The 1,333-nt window shown below is 54.2% G+C and carries 1 rRNA gene (only partly in view); it reads right to left on the bottom strand.

Annotation, left to right across the window (positions count from 1 at the left end):
- Window positions 1-1,266, bottom strand: a 23S ribosomal RNA gene (locus EV138_RS37130) (it extends 1,610 nt beyond the left edge of the window).
- Between the last annotated feature and the right edge of the window lie 67 nt (window positions 1,267-1,333).

Genomic DNA, 1,333 nt, shown 5'->3' with positions numbered 1-1,333 from the left:
AAGTGTGAATGCCACAGCTTCGGCGGATTGCTTGAGCCCCGCTACATTGTCGGCGCGGAATCACTTGACCAGTGAGCTATTACGCACTCTTTCAAGGGTGGCTGCTTCTAAGCCAACCTCCTGGTTGTCTGGGCAACTCCACATCCTTTTCCACTTAGCAATCGCTTAGGGGCCTTAGCTGGTGATCTGGGCTGTTTCCCTCTCGACTACGGAGCTTATCCCCCGCAGTCTCACTGCCGCGCTCTCACTTACCGGCATTCGGAGTTTGGCTGATTTCGGTAAGCCGGTAAGCCCCCTAGACCATCCAGTGCTCTACCTCCGGTAAGAAACACGCGACGCTGCACCTATATGCATTTCGGGGAGAACCAGCTATCACGGAGTTTGATTGGCCTTTCACCCCTATCCACAGGTCATCCCCCAGGTTTTCAACCCTGGTGGGTTCGGTCCTCCACGCGGTCTTACCCGCGCTTCAACCTGCCCATGGATAGATCACTCCGCTTCGGGTCTAGAGCATGCGACTAAAACGCCCTGTTCAGACTCGCTTTCGCTACGGCTACCCCACACGGGTTAACCTCGCCACACACCACTAACTCGCAGGCTCATTCTTCAAAAGGCACGCCGTCACACCCCTACAAGAGGAATGCTCCGACGGATTGTAGGCAACCGGTTTCAGGTACTATTTCACTCCCCTCCCGGGGTACTTTTCATCTTTCCCTCACGGTACTAGTCCGCTATCGGTCACCAAGAAGTATTTAGGCTTAGCGGGTGGTCCCGCCAGATTCACACGAGATTTCAAGAGTCCCGTGCTACTTGGGAAAACACTCGGAAGTCACTGTCTTACATCTACGGGACCATTACCCACTACGGTCCGACATTCCAGCCGGTTCGACTTCAACAGTGATTTATAACTCCCTGACCCCACGGCATTAAGGCCTGAATGCTCCCACAACCCCACATACGCAACGCACGCCGGCTATCACACGCACATGGTTTAGCCTCATCCGCTTTCGCTCGCCACTACTCACGGAATCACTATTGTTTTCTCTTCCTGCGGGTACTGAGATGTTTCACTTCCCCGCGTTCCCTCCAGAACCCTATGTGTTCAGGCACTGGTAACTGGCTTTAGAATGCCAGCTGGGTTTCCCCATTCGGACACCCCCGGATCACAGCTTGGTTGCCAACTCCCCGGGGCTTATCGCAGGCTCCAACGTCCTTCATCGGCTCTTGGTGCCAAGACATCCACCGATTGCCCTTAGTAGCTTGTCACACAACAAAAACTACAAAGATGCTCGCGTCCACTATACAGTTCTCAAAATACGGGCAGGAACACCAG

This window comes from Kribbella voronezhensis, from assembly GCF_004365175.1.
Taxonomy (GTDB): domain Bacteria; phylum Actinomycetota; class Actinomycetes; order Propionibacteriales; family Kribbellaceae; genus Kribbella; species Kribbella voronezhensis.
This window is presented reverse-complemented; position numbering and strand designations above follow the sequence as displayed.